General features: G+C 71.3%; 11 protein-coding genes and 2 pseudogenes. 4 read left to right on the forward strand and 9 right to left on the reverse strand.

The annotated features are described in order from the left end of the window. Positions 1 to 176: 176 nt before the first annotated feature. The 5 genes and pseudogenes from ACFYQ5_RS30595 to ACFYQ5_RS30615 all read right to left on the reverse strand — a co-directional run bounded on the left by ACFYQ5_RS30595 (position 177) and on the right by ACFYQ5_RS30615 (position 5969). Positions 177 to 1379 (reverse strand): S8 family peptidase, encoded by a 1203-nt coding sequence (locus ACFYQ5_RS30595; RefSeq protein ID WP_389202234.1) that lies wholly within the window; start codon positions 1377 to 1379, stop codon positions 177 to 179. A 275-nt stretch (positions 1380 to 1654) separates the two neighbouring features. Continuing rightward, positions 1655 to 2853: pseudogene (gene mgt, locus ACFYQ5_RS30600) on the reverse strand (macrolide-inactivating glycosyltransferase). A 64-nt stretch (positions 2854 to 2917) separates the two neighbouring features. Continuing rightward, a complete protein-coding gene (locus ACFYQ5_RS30605) occupies positions 2918 to 4213 on the reverse strand; it encodes an ABC transporter substrate-binding protein (protein ID WP_389202236.1) in 1296 nt (431 codons plus the stop codon). After that, positions 4213 to 5052 (reverse strand): carbohydrate ABC transporter permease, encoded by an 840-nt coding sequence (locus tag ACFYQ5_RS30610; protein WP_389202238.1) that lies wholly within the window; start codon positions 5050 to 5052, stop codon positions 4213 to 4215. Before ACFYQ5_RS30610 ends, ACFYQ5_RS30605 begins: the two co-directional genes overlap by 1 nt. Then, positions 5049 to 5969 carry a carbohydrate ABC transporter permease gene (locus tag ACFYQ5_RS30615; RefSeq protein ID WP_389202381.1) on the reverse strand — a complete coding sequence of 307 codons (921 nt, stop codon included), beginning with the start codon at positions 5967 to 5969 and terminating at the stop codon, positions 5049 to 5051. The genes ACFYQ5_RS30610 and ACFYQ5_RS30615 overlap by 4 nt, the downstream gene beginning before the upstream one ends. A gap of 143 nt (positions 5970 to 6112) precedes the next feature. Between ACFYQ5_RS30615 and ACFYQ5_RS30620 the strand changes: the two genes are divergently transcribed. Together ACFYQ5_RS30620 and ACFYQ5_RS30625 are read left to right on the forward strand one after the other, a co-directional pair. Next, on the forward strand, positions 6113 to 6979 hold the full coding sequence (locus ACFYQ5_RS30620; protein WP_389202239.1) for a phosphotransferase: 867 nt from the start codon (positions 6113 to 6115) through the stop codon (positions 6977 to 6979). Positions 6980 to 7107: 128 nt separating this feature from the next. Further along, positions 7108 to 7266 (forward strand): annotated as a pseudogene (locus ACFYQ5_RS30625) (DUF4333 domain-containing protein); the annotation flags it as partial. Here the strand turns inward: ACFYQ5_RS30625 and ACFYQ5_RS30630 are convergent. Together ACFYQ5_RS30630 and ACFYQ5_RS30635 are read right to left on the reverse strand one after the other, a co-directional pair. Continuing rightward, the gene (locus tag ACFYQ5_RS30630; protein WP_389202241.1) at positions 7249 to 8010 is read right to left on the reverse strand and encodes a 3'-5' exonuclease; all 762 of its coding nucleotides are present in this window, start codon (positions 8008 to 8010) and stop codon (positions 7249 to 7251) included. The pseudogene ACFYQ5_RS30625 and the gene ACFYQ5_RS30630 sit on opposite strands and share 18 nt — an antisense overlap. Positions 8011 to 8089: 79 nt before the next feature. Further along, positions 8090 to 9322 carry an SAV2148 family HEPN domain-containing protein gene (locus ACFYQ5_RS30635; RefSeq protein WP_389202243.1) on the reverse strand — a complete coding sequence of 411 codons (1233 nt, stop codon included), beginning with the start codon at positions 9320 to 9322 and terminating at the stop codon, positions 8090 to 8092. A 378-nt stretch (positions 9323 to 9700) separates the two neighbouring features. Here ACFYQ5_RS30635 and glgX point away from each other — a divergent pair, with 378 nt between their 5' ends. Together glgX and treY are read left to right on the forward strand one after the other, a co-directional pair. Next, positions 9701 to 11836, forward strand: a complete 2136-nt coding sequence (gene glgX / locus ACFYQ5_RS30640) for a glycogen debranching protein GlgX (RefSeq protein WP_389202245.1) — start codon at positions 9701 to 9703, stop codon at positions 11834 to 11836. 127 nt (positions 11837 to 11963) lie between these two features. Further along, positions 11964 to 14366, forward strand: coding sequence for a malto-oligosyltrehalose synthase (gene treY / locus ACFYQ5_RS30645; RefSeq protein WP_389202247.1), 2403 nt, complete (start codon positions 11964 to 11966; stop codon positions 14364 to 14366). A gap of 45 nt (positions 14367 to 14411) precedes the next feature. Here the strand turns inward: treY and ACFYQ5_RS30650 are convergent, their stop codons facing one another. Beyond that, positions 14412 to 16169 (reverse strand): ABC transporter permease subunit, encoded by a 1758-nt coding sequence (locus ACFYQ5_RS30650; protein WP_389202248.1) that lies wholly within the window; start codon positions 16167 to 16169, stop codon positions 14412 to 14414. A 5-nt stretch (positions 16170 to 16174) separates the two neighbouring features. Continuing rightward, entirely contained in the window at positions 16175 to 17704 is a 1530-nt protein-coding gene (locus ACFYQ5_RS30655; RefSeq protein WP_389202249.1) for an ABC transporter substrate-binding protein, read from the reverse strand. Positions 17705 to 17898 lie beyond the last annotated feature (194 nt).

The raw sequence follows: 17898 nt of genomic DNA on the forward strand, positions 1-17898 counted from the left end.
TCGACACACCCCACCCAACGCCACACCACCGGTCCGGGACACGCCCGGACCGGTCACATCATACGAATCAACGACCCGCGAAGTCCGGGCCTAGATCTTCTCCACCGGCGACGGCCGCCGCACCCCGTGGGGGAGGGCGCGGCGGCCTCTCGCCTGTTCTATCCGGCCTGTCCGGCCTACTCCACGACCTTCAGGAGCTTGTTCGCCGTGCCCTCGGTCGCGTTGGTGATGGCGTCGGGGGTGGCACCGTCGGTGAGCGCCGTGGCGACCTCCTCGGGCGTGGCGTCCGGGTGTCCGCCGAGGTAGACGGCGGCGGCACCGACGACGTGCGGGGTCGCCATGGACGTGCCGGAGATGGTGTTCGTGCCGTCGTCGCTGTCGTTCCACGTCGACGTGATGTCCGAGCCCGGGGCGTAGATGTCCACGACCGAACCGAAGTTGGAGAACGACGACTGCTCGTCGTCCACCGTGGACGAGGCGACCGTGATGGCCTCGGGAACGCGGGAGGGGGAGCCCTCGCCCGCGTCGCTCGACTCGTTGCCCGCGGCGACCGCGAAGGTGACACCGGAGGCGATGGCCTTCTGCACCGCGGCGTCGAGGGCCGGGTCCGCGGATCCGCCGAGGCTCATGTTGGCGACGGACGGACCCTCGTGGTTCGCGGTGACCCAGTCGATCCCCGCGACGACCTGCTCGGTGGTGCCCGAGCCCGCGTCGTCCAGGACGCGGACGGCCACGATCTTCGCCTTCTTGGCCACACCGTGGGACGCGCCCGCTATGGTCCCGGCCACGTGGGTACCGTGCCCGTTGCCGTCGTCGGCGTCGTCGTCGTTGTCCACGGCGTCGAAGCCCGAAGTGGCGCGGCCCTCGAAGTCGTTGTGCGTGACGCGGACACCGGTGTCGATGACGTACGCCGTGACGTCCCCACCCGCGGCGTCCGGATAGGTGTACGCGTCGTCACCGGCGGCCTCGGCCTGGTCGATCCGGTCCAGCCCCCAGGACGGCGGGTTGTCCTGGGTGGCGTTGATGTGGAACTTCTTGTTCTGGACGACCTTGGAGACGGCCGGGTCGGCGGCGAGCCGCTTGGCCTCGGTCTCCGAAAGCCCGTTGGCGGAGAAGCCGTTGATGGCCGACTTGTAGTTCCGCTGGAGCGTGCCGCCGTACTGCTTGGCCAGGTCGGCCTTGTCGGCCTTCTCGTCCAGCATCACGATGTAGCTGCCGGAGACGGCTGTCGCCGCGTCCGCGCCGTATACGGTGCCCATCGCGGGCGCCGGAGCGGCCCCGGCGAACGGAGTGGCGAGCAGGGTGACGCCTGCGGCCGCCGCCACAGCGGTGATTGCGGCGGTGAGCTTGATCGAGCGTGCGCGCTTGTGAATTGCCATGAAGAGGGGGCTCCTCGTCATTCTTTGTGGGGGGATTGGCCCTCGGCCGGAAAATCTCCGGGGGCTGCCTCGAAACCCTGCTCGATTGACGCGCCCAGATCAAGACCTTCATGTAGCCGTCACGCACTCGGCAAGCTTTCGTCACAGAAAAAGGGCGCACTCCCCTCCATGTCGGGCAAGCCGCCGGAGCCCCGCAGGCCATGCCACGTTTCGGTTGCACCCGCCCGCCCAGGCCGACACGGAGCTGAGCAGGTCCGGAGTACCGATCGGGCGTTTCAGGCGGACAGTTCGGCCTCGATGAGGTCGGCCGCCCGCTTCGTACCCCCCTCCTCCGCCATCCGCTCCCGGAGCGCCGCCAGCCTCGCGGCCACCTCCGGATCGTCCACCAGTGCGAGGACGGCGGCGCGCAGGGACGCGGCGTCGGCCTCCCCCTTCGGCAGGTGCCGGGCGACACCCAGGGCCTGGAGCATGTCCGCGTTGCCGAACTGGTCGACGGCCTGCGGGACCGCGACCATCGGCGTGCCGGTGGCGAGCCCCTCCTGACTGCCGCCCGCGCCCGCGTGGGTGATGAAGGCGTCCGCCTGCTTCAGCACGGACAGCTGCGGCACCCAGGAGTGGACCTCAACGCTGTCCGGCACGTCTCCGAGTTCCGCCGGATCGACGTGGGCGCCGATCTGCAGCACCACGTGCCAGTCGGACAGTTCACCGAAGGCCTTGACGCACTCACGGTAGAACGCCGGCTCATTGGTGTACGACGAGCCGAGGGAGACCAGCAGGACCTTCCCGGACCGGCCGGCCGCTCCCACTCCCCCTGGTCGGCCCGCTCACCCTGACAGGCGCCGACGAAGGTGAACCTGGCACGGTCCACCCGGCCGGCGTTCGGCTGGAGCGCCTCGGGGATCAACACCAGGCCGCGGCGCGGCCGGGCCACGAAGTCGTCGGGGGAGAGGTCACCCAGACCGTTCCCGGCGAGCCAGGCCGCGAAGCGCGCGTAGTACGCCTGCCCTCTCGCGGTCCGCCTCAGCTCGGCGGTCGCGGGCTCCCCCACTTCCTCCGCGTACCCCCCCCAGGGGACCAGGTTGGGCCAGAGCTGCACGGCCGGCACACCCCAGCGGTGGGCAAGGAGGCGGGCCGGGTAGGAGGTGATGTCATGCAGGACGAGGTCCGGCTCGTCGCCCTCGAAAGCACCGGCGAGCTGGGGGAGGGCCTGGACCGCGTCCTCGAGGAACGGTTCGAGGTTGTCGATGAGTTCGGTCCCCCAGTCCTCCGGATTGTCCTCCGTCGGCAGGACCGAGGTGTAGATCACCGGCTCGGCTCCGGTGGCCGCGACCCTCTCGGCGAAGGAGGCGGGGATGGCGTAACTGACGCGGTACCCACGGGCGACGAGCTCCCGGATCACTTCGAGGCTCGGGTTCACGTGCCCGTGGGCGGCGATGGAGAACATGGCGATATGGGCACGCGAGGGCGATGTCATTCCCTCACATTAAGCGAGACGATACGTCTCGTCCAACCGTTTTCCGGCCCGCGCCCCGGCCGGATCAGCGCTGATAGCGGGCCAGCACCCGGTTCCCGTCGTCGACCAGGCGTTTCTTCAGCTCCTCGGTACCGATGGCCCCGCTGTAGTACTCCTGGAGCGCGGGCGTGGCGACCTTGTCCTTCCACTCGGGGTACCCGCGCACCGACTGCGCGGGAGCGGGGCGCAGCCCCCGGGCGAGAGCGGTGCCCGTCGCCCAGCCGTTCTCCTCGGTGTGCAGCGCGGGGTCCGCCAGCGCCTCGGTACCGGTCGGCAGCATCCAGTCGCCCCTGGCCAGCCGCACCATGTTGGCGGGGCGCAGCAGGAAGTCGATGAACCGCACGGCCTCCTTCTTGTGCGGGCTCTCCTCGGCGACCGAGAGGGTCTGCGGACTGACCCCCTGGGCCGGCCCGGCGCTGCCGGCCGGCGCGGGGAGCACCGCCCACTCGAAGCCCTCGGGGGCCTGCTCGACGACCTGCTGGCGGTAGGAGAAGCCGAGCGGGACCATGGCGTACTTGCCGCCGAAGAAGCCGGGGAGCGTGTCCGAACCTCCCATTCCGAGCGCCGAACGCGCCGCACTTCCGTCGGCGTTGACCTGGTCCCGGACCGTGTCGGGCATGACCCGGTCGCCTTCGTCGAACCGGATGGTCACTTTGCCGTCCGCGCCTCGGTGGAAGAGCGTCCCGCCGGTGGAGAGGCCCAGATTGAGGGTGACGGAGACCGGTTCCTTGAGCGGCCAGGCGACGCCGTACGTCCCCTTCTTCGTCAGCTTCTCGGTGACCTGCCGGAACTCCGGCCAGCTCCAGGGCTTCTCAGGGGTCGGGATCCGGACGCCCGAGGACTCGAGGATCTTCGTGTTGGCGATCAGGACCTTGGGTTCCTGGAGGAAGGGGACTCCGTAGACCCCGTCGCCGAAGGTGGTGGTCGCCCAGGACTGCTGCGGGATGTCGCCGGTCAGCCGGTCGGGCAGCAGGGTCCTCAGATCGGCGAGGTAGCCGCCGTACGCGAAGTCCGCGAGGTCGTCGGAGGCGTCATGGATGATGTCGGGTGCCTCACCGCCCTCGAAGGAGGTGAGCAGTTGGTCGTGGACGTTGTCCCAGCTGCCCTGGACGTAGTCCACCTGGATGTCCGGGTGGGCGGCGTTCCACTCGCGTACGAGCTGCTCGTTGGCGTCGACGGACTCCTTCTGCCAGGCCAGCGACTGGAAGGAGAGCCGGATCGCGCCGTCCGCGTCCGTACCGCCCTCTCCCGAGCAGCCGGTCAGCAGGAGGGCGAGCACGGTGGTCACCGCGACGGTGAGCGCGGGCAGGCGGCGGCGCATCAGTGCTTCACCGCCCCGGCCGTCAGACCGCCCGTGATGCGCTTCTGGATGACCGCGAAGAGCACGAGCGAGGGAAGGGTGGCGAGGAACGCGGCGGCGGCGAGCGGCCCGAGGTCGGCCACGCCCTCCGCGCCGAGGAAGTGGGTGAGTACGACCGGCAAGGTCTGCTTCTCCGGTGTCTTGAGCAGGACGAGCGCGAAGAAGAACTCGTTCCACGCGGTGATGAACGCGAAGAGCGCGGTGGCGACGATCCCGGGAGCCAGCAGTGGCGCGGTGACCGACAGGAGGATCCGCGCCTTCCCTGCCCCGTCGACAGCGGCGGCCTCCTCCAGTTCGGGCGGCACGGCCCGTACGTATCCGGCCAGCATCCAGAGCGCGAAGGGCAGCGACCAGACGACGTACACCAGGATCAGCCCCCACAGCGAGTTGATCAGGTGCAGGTACTTGAGGACCAGGAACAGCGGAATGATCACCAGGACGAAGGGGAACGCCTGGCTGACCACGACCCATCCGGTGGCGGCCGTGGACAGCCGTCCTCGGTGACGGGCCATCACATAGGCCATGGGCGTGGCGATGACGACGGCGATGAGCGCGGCGCAGACCGCGGCGGTGAGCGAGTTGGCCGCAGCGCTGAGCAGCGGCTGCTCGTCGAAGGCCTGCCGGAAGTTGTCCAGCGTCGGGTTCTCGGGAATCCAGGTGGGGTGCAGCGAGCCGAGTTCGCGGGCCGGCTTGAAGGCGGTGGAGATCAGCCAGAGGAAGGGGAACGCCAGGAAGACGAGGTAGCACAGAAGCGCTGCGTACTGCCCGGCGCGCGCGGTTCCGCCCGTACGGAGGCTCATGCGTCCTCGCCTCCCCTGAGCCGTCCGACGAGGTAGACGGCGAGAAGCACCGAGATGACGGCGACCATCACGCACCCCATCGCGGCGGCGTAGCCGAACTGTCCGTAGCGGAACGCCTCTTCGTAGGCGAAGAGCATGGGGAGCCGGGTGCGGCCCCCGGGTCCTCCGCTGGTCAGGACGTAGACCAGGGCGAAGGAGTTGAAGTTCCAGATGAAGTTGAGCGCGCTGATGGCGAGTGCCACGGGCCTGATGGCGGGCCAGGTGACGGCGCGGAAGCGGCGCCAGGCCCCGGCCCCGTCGAGGGCGGCCGCCTCATGGAGTTCGTGCGGGGTGTTCTGCAGTCCGGCCAGCAGTGCCACGGTGGTCTGGGGCATTCCGGCCCAGATACCGACGACTATCACTGCGGGCAGCGCGGTGGCGAGGCCGGTCAGCCAGTCCCGGCCGTCGCCGAGCCCGAGATCGCGGACGGTCTCGTTGAGGATGCCGGCATCGGGGTTGTAGACCAGGCGCCACATGATGCCGACGACGACCTCGGGCATCGCCCAGGGAACGATCGCCAGCGCCCTCGCGAGCCAGCGCATCCGCAGGTTCGCGTTGAGCAGCAGGGCGAGACCGAGGGCGAGCACGAACTGCGGGACCGTGACCCCGACCGCCCACAGCAGGCCGATCCGGAAGGAGTCCCAGAACAGTGTGTCGTGCAACAGGTCCTGGAAATTCAGGACGCCGATCCACTGGGTGGAGCGGGTGCGGCCCGACTGCGCGTCGGTGAAGGCCAGCAGGATGCCGTACACCAGCGGGCCGACGCTCAGGATCAGGATCGGGATCAGCGCGGGCAGCACCAGGAACCAGGTGGCCCCGTCCCGACGGCGGCCCTCGCTCCGTCCACCCTGGGGTGCCTTACGCCCGGACCGCGTCATTGCGGTCGCCAGTGTCACGAATTCGACCCCTTTACTTCTTTGGATCGGTTTCATCCCCGTATAGCCGCCCGAGCGGCCTCCGTCATCGTGCTGACGGGCCGCCCGTTCGTCAAGGTGGCCTGCGAGGATGAGAAAATCAAGCCATGGACGACATGCGTGCGCGCGAGGTACTGACTGCCGCCGGACTGCCCGCCGGCGCGGAGCTCCTCGCACTGGGTGAGAACGCGGTGTTCGCCCTGGGCGACCTGGTGGTCAAGGTCGGCCGGGACGCCACGCACCACCCGGAGCTCCGGGAGCGGGCCGAGCGCGAGGTGGCCGTCGCCCTGTGGCTCGCCGACTCGGGCGTACCCGCCGTGCGGGCCGCCGAGCCCACGGCCCGCCTGGTGAGGGGCCACCCGGTGACCGTGTGGCACCGGCTGCCCGACGCCGTGCGCCCGTCCGAACCGCGCGATCTGGCCCCGCTGCTCACCCAGGTGCACGCGCTGCCCGCCCCGGAGAGCTTCACGCTGCCGCGCCGTGAGCTGCTCGGCGGCGTCGAGCGCTGGCTGCGGCTCGCGGGCGAGGCGATCGATCCGGCCGACGCCGACTATCTGCGCGGCCGGCGCGACGGCTTCGCGAAGGCCGCGGCGGCCCTCGCCCCGCATCTGCCCCCGGGGCCCCTCCACGGCGACGCGCTCCCCCGTAATGTCCACGTCGGCCCGGACGGGCCGGTGCTGGTCGATCTGGAGACCTTCTCCGCCGACCTGCGTGAGCACGACCTCGTGGTCCTCGCCCTCTCCCGCGACCGGTACGGCCTGTCCGCCCAGGCCTACGACGCGTTCACGGAAGCGTACGGATGGGACGTACGCGCCTGGGCAGGGTGCGCGGTGCTGCGCGGCGCCCGCGAGACGGCGAGCTGCGCCTGGGTCTCCCAGCACGCTCCGGCCAACCCCCAGGCGCTGGCGGAGTTCCGGCGCAGGGTGGCATCACTGCGCGAGGACGACCCCGAGGTGCGCTGGTACCCGTTCTGAACGTCGGAGTACTCGCACGGCGCGGGCAGGACCGTCTCCCGCCGCTGTGCCGCGTATGCTTCCGGCGCATGTCCTGATCATCCGGAGGAACGGACGGCGCCGTACTGCCGTGGTCCCATGGCCACAGGCCCCCTGACCTCGTCGGGAAGGTCGGCACCACCCGTTGCACGCTCACGGCCGAGGACGGCAGCACCCTGGGCGTGTCGGTCGTCGTCACCTCGGTCGACGGAGAGCAGATCGACTTCGACATCGAGGCCGACGAGACGGTTTCACCGGCTCCGAACTGACAGCCCCGGAGCGTTTTCTCCCGCCTGCGGCTCCCGCTTCCGGGGGATGAGCGGCCAGGCCGGTTCGACGACGGCCGCCGGATCCGCGGTGCGCCGCAGATAGGCCTGCAGGGAGAGCGACTGTTCGGCCGCCGCGTGCACCTGAAGACCGTGCAAATCCTCCAACGGCATCACGCCGACGAGCTGGTGCTTCTCCCCCATACGCCGCACCACCCGGGCAGCGGCCACGGCGTCCGCCCTCGCGTCGTGCGCGTCGTCGAGCGACACCCCGTAGTGGGCGCACAGCGCGTGAAGGGCCCGCTTCCCCTTCCGGTACTTGTCGACGTGCTTGTCGATCACCAGCGGGTCGATGACGGGTGAAGGCGTGCCGCCCAGCCGCTCGCTGACCGACTCGACCCCGTACCGACGGCACTCACGGTCGAGCAGCGACAGGTCGTAGCGTGCGTTCATCACCACCAGAGGCGTCCCCGACCGCAGCCCGTCGGCGACGGTCCGGGTGATCTCCTCGATCGCGGACGCGGCCGGCTCCCCGTGCTCGCGGGCGCGTTCCGTGGAGATTCCATGGATCGCCGACGCCTGTTCGGGTATGGCCACCCCGGGATCCAGCAGCCAGGTCCGCTCCTGCGACACGGATCCGTCCGCTTCCAGCCGGACGACCGCCGCAGTCACGACGCGGTCGGTCTCGACATCCGTGCCCGTGGTCTCCAGATCGAACGCCAGCAACGGCCCGCTGATCCAGCTCATCCCCGTACCTCCTTCTGTGGTGCTTTCCCCCCAGTGATGACCACCCTCGCACGCACCACTGACAACGCCCGCAGGGGCGTCAGGAGACGGGTCTGGAGTCCGTCCACACCGACTCGAACTCCTCGCGGTACGTCTCGAAGAGGCCGTGCTCACTGTCCTGCCCCGCCCTGACCACCGCACGCCCCCCGCCGCGCAGCACCAGTACGGGCGCCTCCATGCCACGTGCGCGCCGCAGATACGGCTGGACGACCCCGACGGCGTCGGGCCCGTCGCCGTCCACCAGATAGGCGGTGAAGCGCGGCGTCTCGTCGAAGACATGGATCTGGAAGGCGTCCGGGTCGCGGAGCTTGGAGCGGACCCGGCGCATATGGAGGATGTTCATCTCGACGGAACGGCTCAGTTCGCCCTTCTTGAGGCCCAGTTCGCGCTCCCGGCGCTTCACCGCACTGCTCGCCGGGTTGATGAACAGCAGCCTGACCCGGCAGCCCGACTCGGCGAGGCGGACCAGCCTGCGTCCCGAGAAGTTCTGCGTGAGGAGATTGAGCCCTATACCGATCGCGTCCAGCCGGCGGGCGCTGCCGAACAGGTTCTCGGCGGGCAGCTGGCGCTGCAGCCGCACCCGGTCCGGGTGGACGGAGACCACGTCGGCGTAGCGGTCGCCGACCAGTTCCTCCACGGCGTCGACGGGCAGGCGGTCCGCGGAGGGGACCGCGGCACCGCTGCCGAGGATCTCCAGGAGCCGCGCCGAGGCGCGTTCGGCCTGCGCCAGGACCGCCTCGTTCAGCGCACGGTTGCGGGAGACGACGTTGCGCGCCACCTCCAGCTCGTCCAGCGCGAGCTCCACCTCACGGCGGTCGTCGAAGTACGGCTCGAAACAAGGCCAGTGCTGGACCATCAGTTCACGCAGCTGCGGCAGCGTGAGGAAGCTCAGGACGTTGTCGTCGGCCGGATCGAGCAGATAGCCCTTGCGGCGCGAGACCTCCCGGACCGCCACGGCGCGCTGCACCCACTCCTGCCCCGCGGGTCCCGCGGCGGCCACCACCCAGTCCTCGCCGTGCACCGGCTCGTAGATCGGCCGGATCACGGCGGAGACCACGGCGCGCAGCCGCTGCTCCACCAGATTCAGCCAGATGTACGCCCGCCCGGCCCGCTGGGCGCGTGTGCGCACCTCGTTCCAGGCGTCCGCTCCCCAGTCCAGCTCAGCACCGATCTCCATGGGCTGTGCGAGGGAGACAGCGCCTGGCGGGGCATCGGTCGATTCCCCCTCGTGACCCGTGTCACCTGGGGGCAGCTCGAACCCTCCCGAGCTCACCCGTGTACCGCCTTCCACTCCCCCACCAACGATCAAGGAAGGGTACTCCGGTAGCGGGAGCCGATGCAGCAGGATGCACAGGCTCCTCACTCAACTCCCCTGCGCAGTGCGCCTGTTCCTTGCGGCGAGATCAGGCGGAGTGAGATGGTTCATAGTGATTGCGCCCCTCTCGCACGCCGCATACCGGACGGAGGAGCTGAACGGCGGTCCGCACCCCCTGTCCGGGCGACACCGAGGTGTACCGGGTTGACCGGCCCGGCGGGATCCCGCGACGGAACCCGGCCGCACCGGCCGACCTACTAGGTACAGGGCCGCCTTTCGGGGAGTATCGGGGCGAAAACCCCCAGCACCCGGATCAGAAGTGGAAGAGTCCTATCTATGCAGGTCTGGCCGGGACACGCGTATCCCCTGGGCGCCACGTACGACGGCGCCGGAACCAACTTCGCGGTCTTCTCGGAGGCCGCCGACCGAATCGAGTTGTGCCTGCTGCACGACGACGGTTCAGAAACGGCGGTGGAGCTCCGCGAGACCGACGCCTTCGTCCGTCACGCCTATCTGCCCGGGGTGATGCCGGGGCAGCGCTACGGCTTCCGGGTGCACGGGCCCTACGAACCACAGCGCGGGCAGCGCTGCAATTCGGCGAAGCTGCTCCTCGATCCGTACGCACGTGCGATCTCGGGGAAGATCCAGTGGGGCGAGGCGGTGTACGGCTATCCGTTCGGCAAGCCGGACGAGCGCAACGACCTCGACTCGGCGCCGCACACGATGAGCTCGGTCGTGGTCAACCCGTACTTCGACTGGGGGGACGACCGCCGCCCGCGGACCGATTACCACCGCACGGTGATCTACGAGGCCCATGTGAAGGGCCTGACCATGCTTCACCCGGGTCTGCCGGAAGAGCTGCGCGGCACCTACGCGGGACTCGCACACCCCGCGATCATCGCCCATCTGACGGAGCTGGGTGTCACGGCGATCGAGCTGATGCCGGTGCACCAGTTCGTCCAGGACCACCGCCTCGCCGACGCGGGGCTCGCCAACTACTGGGGCTACAACACCATCGGCTTCTTCGCCCCGCACAACGCCTATGCCTCCTGGGGTGACCGCGGCGAGCAGGTGCTGGAGTTCAAGCAGGCGGTGAAGGCACTGCACCAGGCGGGCATCGAGGTGATCCTCGACGTGGTCTACAACCACACGGCGGAGGGCAACCACCTCGGTCCGACGCTCTCGTTCCGGGGCCTGGACAACGCTTCGTACTACCGCCTGGCCGACGACCAGAAGTACTACATGGACACCACGGGCACCGGGAACTCGCTGCTGATGCGGTCCCCGCACGTCCTGCAGCTGATCATGGACTCGCTGCGGTACTGGGTGACCGAGATGCACGTGGACGGTTTCCGCTTCGACCTCGCGGCGACGCTCGCACGCCAGTTCCACGAGGTGGACCGGCTGTCGTCGTTCTTCGACCTGGTGCAGCAGGACCCGGTCGTCAGCCAGGTGAAGCTGATCGCCGAGCCGTGGGACGTGGGCGAGGGCGGCTACCAGGTGGGGAACTTCCCGCCGCTGTGGACCGAGTGGAACGGCAAGTACCGGGACACGGTGCGGGACCTGTGGCGGGGCGAGCCCCGGACGCTCGCGGAGTTCGCCGGACGGCTCACCGGCTCATCGGACCTCTACCAGGACGACGGCAGGCGCCCGTTGGCCTCGATCAACTTCACCACCTGCCACGACGGTTTCACGCTGCACGACCTGGTCTCGTACAACGACAAGCGCAACGACGCCAACGGGGAGGGCAACCGGGACGGCGAGAGCCACAACCGCTCCTGGAACTGCGGGGCGGAGGGCGACACCGAGGACAAGGAGGTCCTGGAGCTGCGCAGTCGTCAGATGCGCAACTTCATCGCCACGCTGATGCTCTCCCAGGGCGTGCCCATGCTGAGTCACGGCGACGAGTTCGCGCGGACCCAGCGGGGCAACAACAACGGCTACTGCCAGGACAACGAGCTCTCCTGGGTCCACTGGCCCGACCCGGCAGCCGCCGAGGACGGCGGCGGCACGGACGCCGGCCTGCTGGAGTTCACCCGGGCCATGGTCTGGCTGCGCCGGGACCACCCGGTCTTCCGACGCCGGCGCTTCTTCCACGGGCGCCCGGTCGAGGGCACGCACGACGAGCTGTCCGACATCGCGTGGTTCACCCCGCGCGGGGACGAGATGACCCAGCGGGACTGGCAGGCGGCGCACGCCAAGGCCATGACGGTCTTCCTGAACGGCCACGCGATCTCCGAGCCGGGGCCGCGCGGGGAGCGGATCTCCGACGACTCGTTCCTGCTGATGTTCAACGCGGGCGCCGAGACCCTGGAATTCGCCGTCCCGATGAACCACGGCAAGCGGTGGCAGGTCATCGTGGACACCGCGATCCCGGACGGGGTGCCGCCGGGTGCGGGACCCAGGGTGTCGGCGGGCGAGCGGGTGACCCTGGTCGGGCGGAGTCTGACGGTGCTCAAGCGTCCGGTCTAGACCGCCCACCATGTGCCGGACCGGTCTTGGGCCGATGGGGTGACGGGCACCGGGCGGGCGCCGCCCGGTCGGTGCCCGGTGGCGGAGAAGGTGGGAGAGAGCCGCCCGGCTGGGTACGTACGGTTCCATGACGCCCACCGCCACGTACCGGCTTCAGCTCCAGCCGGACTTCCCGTTCGCCGCGGCCGCGGACGCCGTGCCGTATCTCGCCGAGCTCGGCGTCTCCCATCTGCATCTGTCGCCCGTCCTGGAGGCGGTGCCCGGTTCGGGGCACGGCTACGACGTCGTCGACCACCACACGGTGCGGGCCGAGTTCGGAGGCGAGGAGGGCCTGAGGGCGCTGTCCGGTACGGCACGCGCCCACGGCCTCAGGATCGTCCTGGACATCGTGCCGAACCACATGGCCGCCGCGCCCCGGCACAACCTGCCCCTGTGGGAGGTGCTGCGCGAGGGCCCGGACTCCCCGTACGCCCGCTGGTTCGACATCGACTGGTCGGCGGGCGGCGGGAAGGTGCTGCTGCCCGTGCTGGCGGGCCGGGCCGGCGAGGAGAGCGGCAGCTTCGAGCCGGGCACCAGGGAGGACGGCACACCCGTGCTCCGCTACGGCGATCTGGAGTTCCCCCTGCGCGAGGGCACGGCGGACCTCCCGCTGCCGGAGCTGCTGGCCGCCCAGCACTACCGCCTCGCCTGGTGGCGGCTGGCCAGGACGGAGCTGAACTACCGGCGGTTCTTCACCATCTCCGACCTGATCGGTGTCCGGGTGGAACACCCCGAGGTCTTCGCGGACACCCACGGCAAGATTCTCGAACTGGTCCGCGACGGAGTCGTCGACGGGCTGCGCGTCGACCACCCCGACGGGCTGGCCGACCCGGCCGCGTATCTCGGACGGCTCGGCGACGCGGCCGGCGGGCGGTGGACGGTGGTGGAGAAGATCCTCACCGGTTCCGAGTCCCTGCCGGCCGGCTGGGCGGTCGCCGGGACGACCGGGTACGACGCGCTGCACCGGATCGACGGCCTGTTCACCGATCCGATGGGCGCGGCGGACCTGCTCGGCCGTTACCGGGACTTCGCGGGGCCTCCCGGGGACCGCGGGGGCTACTGGACGGCGACCGTGCGGCGTGCGGCGTACCGCGTGGTCACCCATGAGCTGGCCGCCGAGACGGAGTGGCTGACGCGCCTCGCCGTCGAGGCGTGTGCGGGGGACGCCGCACTGCACGACCACGCGCCGTGGGCCCTCCACACGGCGGTGCGCGAGTTGCTGGTGCGGGTGCCCGTCTACCGGCCGTACGTGACGGCGGGCGGCCCGCTCACGGAGATCGCCGGGTCGGCGCTGCCGGCCGAGGCGGTGCGGGACGCCAAAGCGGTGTTCTCGGTCCCCCAGGAGGCCGAGGCCGTCGACGTCGTACGGGATCTGGCACTGGGCCGCCTCGGCGACGGACCCGAACACGCCGCCTTCTGCGCCCGGTTCGCGCAGACGGCGTCCGCTCTGCACGCCAAGTCGGTCGAGGACACGGCGTTCTACCGCTACGTCCCGCTGATCTCGGCGACCGAGGTGGGTGGAGACCCGGGCCGGCCGGCGGTGAGCCCCGAGGAGTTCCACGCGTTCTGCGCCCGGATCGCTCGGGACTGGCCGGCGACCGGCACGGTGCTGACCACCCACGACACCAAGCGCAGCGGGGACGTCCGGGCCCGGATCGCGGTCCTGTCCGAGTGCCCCGAGCGGTGGTCCTCGCTGGTGGCGCGGCTCTCCAGGGCGGCGTCCGTACCGGCCCCGGACCCTCAGCTGGCCTGGCAGGCCTGGCAGTCGGCGTACGGCTGCGCGGGCCTGCCCGCCGGTGAGATGGCGGGCAGGCTGGAGCCGGCACTGCTGAAGTCCGTGCGCGAGGCGGGCCTGTTCACCAGCTGGACCGAGCCGGACCCGGCGTACGAGCGGGCCGTGACCGACTTCGTGGCGGCGGGCCCGGGCAGCGAGACGGGTGAGGCACGGGAGATGATGAACCGGTTCGCGGACACGCTCGCCCCCTTCGTACGGGCCAATGTGCTGGGTGCCGCGCTCGTGCACCTGACGATGCCGGGCGTGCCCGATCTGTATCAGGGCACCGAGCGGGAGTACATCGCGCTGGTCGACCCGGACAACCGGCGTCCGTTCACCCGGCCCGCCGGGGGCGACGAGAAGACCGCGCTGACCACGGCCACGCTGCGCCTGCGCCGGGAGCGCCCGGAGCTCTTCGACGAGTCGGGCACCTACGCCCCGCTGGCGGCCCGGGGCCCCGCGGCCACGCACTGCCTGGCGTTCTGCCGGTCCGGCGAGGTGGTCACGGCGGTGACCCGGCTGGCACTGCGGCTCGACGAGGAGGGCGGCTGGCGCGCTACGTCGCTGACGCTGCCGGACGAGGGCCCGTGGACCGATCTCCTGACGCCTGGACGGGAGTTCACGGGACCCGTGGTCAGCGTGGCGCGGCTCTTCGCCGACCGGCCGGTGGCGCTGCTCACGCGGGCGGTCGACGGCGGGCTGAGGCGCCTCGTGTGAACGACGAGCGCGTCGACACCGAACCCGGGGACGGCCCGCCCGGCGTCACGGACCGGTGCGATTGCGTACTCCCGCCGGAGCGGTGACCGCGAGCACGGAGAGCAGGATCAGCGCACCGGCCGGCGCCAGGACGACCCAGGGGGCGAGTTCGGCGTACAGCTGGTTCTCGGACAGCAGACGGCCCCACTCCGGGGTGGGCGGCTGCTCCCCGAGGCCGAGGAATCCAAGTGAGGCCAGGACGAGCACGGTGGTGGGCAGGCGCAACAGCGCGTTGCGTACGAGAGGGCCGGCGAGTGCGGGCAGCAGATGACGGCGCAGGAGGTGGAGCCGTCCCGCGCCGAGGGAGACCGCGGCGGCGATGTGGCCGCTCGCCCGTTCCTGTTCGAGCAGGGCGGCGGTCTGGGCTGCGTACGGGGTCCAGCCGACCACGCACACCGCGCAGGCGGCGCCCCACACCGAGGGCCCGGTCGCCGCCGTCACCAGAAGCCCCGCGAGGACTGCGGGCATCGTCGCGACGATGTCGGTCAGACCCACGCTGAGGCGGGGCAGGAGGCCGAGGAGGAAGCCCGTCAGGGCGCTGACCGCCGTCACGGCGAACGCCACGCCCGCCGTCCGCAGGGCGCCGTGGCCCAGGCGAGCCAACAGGTCTCGGCCCAGCGAGTCGGTGCCCAGGGGGTAGGCCGGCGAGGGAGGGTGCAGGCGGGCCGCCGTGTCGACGTACAGGGGGTCGCGCAGCAGCCCGGCCACGACGAGGGCGAGGAGGGCGAAGGCGCAGCCGGCGGCCACGAGATGGCGGGCGCGCCCGGTCGGCAGGCTGGGGCGCGCGAGGGCCGGAAGGGCGCCGTCGCGCAGGGGACGGCCGAGGAGCGCGCGGCGCACGGCCTGCACGAGGAGGCCGGCGGTCGTGCCGAGCAGGACGAGCGCGAGCGTCGCGGTCTGGAGCAGCGGCAGGTCCTGGGCGACGGCGGCGTCGAGGGCGAGCCGGCCCAGCCCGGGGATGTTGAAGATCCGCTCCACGGCGACCGCGCCACCGACGAGGGCGACCACGGTCGGCAGGAGCTGCGGCAGGACACCGGGCAGGGCGCGGCGCAGCGCGTGCCGGGCGGTGTGGCCCGGCGGGAAGCCGACGGCCTTCCAGGTGCGGGTCCACGGTTCGTGGAAGGCGGCGGGCAACGCCTGGTCGAGCAGCCCGCCGATCATCGCGCCGGACGGCACGCCGAGCGCGAGGGCGGGCAGCACCATCGAAGCCGGGCCGTCCCAGCCGCCCGACGGGAACCAGCCCAGCCAGACCCCGCCCGTCAGGGCGAGCAGGGAGGCGAGCAGGAACTTGGGCAGCGCGGCCAGCACCGCGGCCCCGGTACCCGCGCTGTCCCGCCGCAGCCGTTGCCGCGCTCCGCGGTGGACGGTGCGGGCGCAGATCGCTGCGGCCACCAGGAAGGTGACGAGGAGTGCCCCCGCCATGAGCGTGACGGAGACCCCGAACGCGGCCGTGACCTGGGGCAGGACGGGTTCGCCCGACACCCAGGAGGTGCCGGCGTCACCGCGCGGCAGGCCGCCCAGCCAGTCCACGAGGTGAGGGAAGGGCCCCTGCTCCAGGCCGAGTTCGGCCCGTACGGCGGCCAGTGCGGCTGGGGTGGGGTCCTGGTCGGCGGACCGGGCGCGCAGCACGGTCCGCGCGGGGTCGGTCCGGGACAGCCAGGGCAGCAGGGCCACGACGGTCAGCAGCGCGAGGCCGGCCGTCACACGGCCCACGCCCGCCCACCAGAGGGTGCGGGCGGCCACGGTGCTTCGAGCGGTGCTCATCCCGACTACGCGCGGTGGGTGTCGAGGGTGATCAGGGCGCGCTCGCGCGGGTCGAGGGTCACGCCCTCCACGCCGGCGGCGATGCCCTGGACGGCCTTCTCGTGGACGAGCGGGACCACCGCGTCGGTGCGCAGGATCTCGGCCTCCGCCCGCATGATCTTCTGCCGGCGCTTCGTCGGGTCGCTCTCCTCGGCGGCGGCCCGGACGGCCCGGTCGACAGCCGGGTCCTTGAGGCCGGCGATGTTGTAGACGCCGTTGCCGGTGAAGTCGCTGGCGAGGTACGCGACGGCGTCACCGGTGTCCAGGAGCGTCACCCGGGAGAAGACGAGGGCGTCGTACTTCCCGGCGAGCAGGTCGGCCTCCATCTGCGTGTACTCGCGGATGTCCTGCTTCACCGTGAACCCGGCCTTCTCCAGTTGCTGCTGGAGGACGGTCGCCGCCTCGGGCAGTTCGGCGCGGTTGGTGTACGTGGCCAGGCGCAGCGTCCGGCCCGCGGTCTCCGCCTTCACCTGTGCGGGCGCCGCGGCCTCGGCGCGGCCGGTCACCGCGACGCGCTGGTCGGCGGCCCAGGGGACGGCGGGCCCGAACAGGCCCTGGGCCGGGTCCGCGTAACCGCCGAATACGGAATCGACGAGGGCGGAGCCGTTCACGGCTCCGCGGGCCGCCGCGCGCAGCGCGGGGTCGGTGAACAGGCCGCTCCCGGAGTTCAGGACCAGGCTGTCGGTGCGCACGGAGGGCACCTCGTACCGGGTCCCCTCGTCCAGGAGCTTCGCCTGCGCGGTGGGTATCCACTCGGCGATGTCGACGTCTCCGGCGCGCAGCGCGTTGGCGCGGGTGGTGCCGTCGGCGATCCACGTCACGTCGATGCCGGCGGACGTGGCCTCGCCGCCCCAGTAGCCGTCGTACCGGTCGAGGGTCGCCTTCGTCTTACCGGTGAGGCGGGTGATACGGAACGGACCGGTGCCGGTGCCGACCGGGCTGGCGGTGCCGTCCTCCGCATACGCCTTCGCGGAGAGGACGGCGAGGGCGGGGCTGGCGAGCCGGAGCGGCAGGACGGGGTCGGCGCTCTTCGTGGTCAGAGTGACGGTGTCGGTGTCGACGGCACGCGCGGTGAGGTCGACGTCGCTGAGGACGCGGGGCCTGGGGGTCGCCCGGTTCGCGTGCGCGAGGGCGGTGACGACGGCCTGGGCGGTGACCGGGGTGCCGTCCTGGAAGGTGGCCTTGCGCAGTTCGAAGGTCCAGGCGGTGGCGGAGTCACGCTTCCAGGAGGTCGCGAGCGCGGGCGCCGGCACGCCCTTGTCGTCGAGAGCGGTGAGGCCCTCGGCGACCGCCAGCTTGCTGAGCACGGTGGCGTCGTTGCTGTACGGCGAGAGCGCCTTCACCGGCGGCACCGCGAGAGCCACCCGAAGCCGGCCACCGGAGTCGGCTGTTCCGTCCCCGGCTGCTCCGCCCTCGCTCCGGCTCGGCGCGAAGCAGCCGGCCAGCAGGGGGGTGAGGGCGAGTGCCGCGAGGAGACGGCGGGTGGTCGGGCGCATGAGGTGTCCTTCAGAGGTGCATGGGAGATTCCTGGGTCGCCACGCGGCGGACCTGGCGGCACGAGCCTATAAGGGCAGCCTTGCCAAACTTCACCCGGTGGGTGAATCACCACCCGGTTCGCCGTCACGTGGGCGTCTTCGCCGCCCTGCCCTACCTCGCCGAGTACCTGGCCGGGACGCTGGGGCTCGGCGGC

This window comes from Streptomyces sp. NPDC005794, assembly GCF_042871445.1.
Lineage (GTDB): Bacteria > Actinomycetota > Actinomycetes > Streptomycetales > Streptomycetaceae > Streptomyces.